Origin of the sequence: Streptomyces sp. NPDC057253 (assembly GCF_042669125.1) — a bacterium.
Lineage (GTDB): Bacteria > Actinomycetota > Actinomycetes > Streptomycetales > Streptomycetaceae > Streptomyces.
In genome coordinates, this window is record NZ_JBHUXV010000301.1 from 1 (window position 1) to 1,370 (window position 1,370).

Below are 1,370 nucleotides of genomic sequence, written 5' to 3' on the forward strand. Positions count from 1 at the left end.
TTCCAGCACCGGGCAGGCGTCAGCCCCTATACTTCGCCTTACGGCTTCGCAGAGACCTGTGTTTTTGCTAAACAGTCGCCTGGGCCTATTCACTGCGGCTCTCTCGGGCTTGCACCCTAACAGAGCACCCCTTCTCCCGAAGTTACGGGGTCATTTTGCCGAGTTCCTTAACGAGAGTTCTCTCGATCACCTTAGGATTCTCTCCTCGCCTACCTGTGTCGGTTTGCGGTACGGGCACCTCTCACCTCGCTAGAGGCTTTTCTTGGCAGTGTGGAATCAGGAACTTCGCTACTAAATTTCGCTCGCCATCACAGCTCAGCCTTCACGGGAAACGGATTTGCCTATTTCCCAGCCTAACTGCTTGGACGCGGATATCCAATACCGCGCTTACCCTATCCTCCTGCGTCCCCCCATTGCTCAAATGGTGAGGAGGTGGTACAGGAATATCAACCTGTTGTCCATCGCCTACGCCTTTCGGCCTCGGCTTAGGTCCCGACTAACCCTGAGCGGACGAGCCTTCCTCAGGAAACCTTAGGCATTCGGTGGAGGGGATTCTCACCCCTCTTTCGCTACTCATACCGGCATTCTCACTTCTAAGCGCTCCACCAGTCCTTCCGGTCTGGCTTCACAGCCCTTAGAACGCTCTCCTACCACTGTTCGAAGAACAGTCCGCAGCTTCGGTGATACGTTTAGCCCCGGTACATTTTCGGCGCAGAGTCACTCGACCAGTGAGCTATTACGCACTCTTTAAATGGTGGCTGCTTCTAAGCCAACATCCTGGTTGTCTAAGCAACTCCACATCCTTTTCCACTTAACGTATACTTTGGGACCTTAGCTGGCGGTCTGGGCTGTTTCCCTTTCGACTACGGATCTTATCACTCGCAGTCTGACTCCCAAGGATAAGTCATCGGCATTCGGAGTTTGACTGAATTCGGTAACCCGGTAGGGGCCCCTAGTCCAATCAGTGCTCTACCTCCAAGACTCTTACCTTGAGGCTAGCCCTAAAGCTATTTCGGAGAGAACCAGCTATCTCCAGGTTCGATTGGCATTTCACCCCTACCCACACCTCATCCCCGCACTTTTCAACGTGCGTGGGTTCGGGCCTCCATTCAGTGTTACCTGAACTTCACCCTGGACATGGGTAGATCACCTGGTTTCGGGTCTACGACCACGTACTCATGCGCCCTATTCAGACTCGCTTTCGCTGCGGCTCCGCATCTTCTGCTTAACCTTGCACGGGATCGTAACTCGCCGGTTCATTCTACAAAAGGCACGCCATCACCCGTTAACGGGCTCTGACTACTTGTAGGCACACGGTGCCCGACCCGGCCGGGATCTCCCCGACCGGCACCGAGGCTGGCCTGCACCGC

At 54.9% G+C, this 1,370-nt stretch carries 1 rRNA gene; it reads right to left on the reverse strand.

Annotated features, from left to right (window positions below):
* A 23S ribosomal RNA gene (locus ACFULQ_RS49120) occupies window positions 1–1,336 on the reverse strand; the annotation flags it as partial.
* Window positions 1,337–1,370 lie beyond the last annotated feature (34 nt).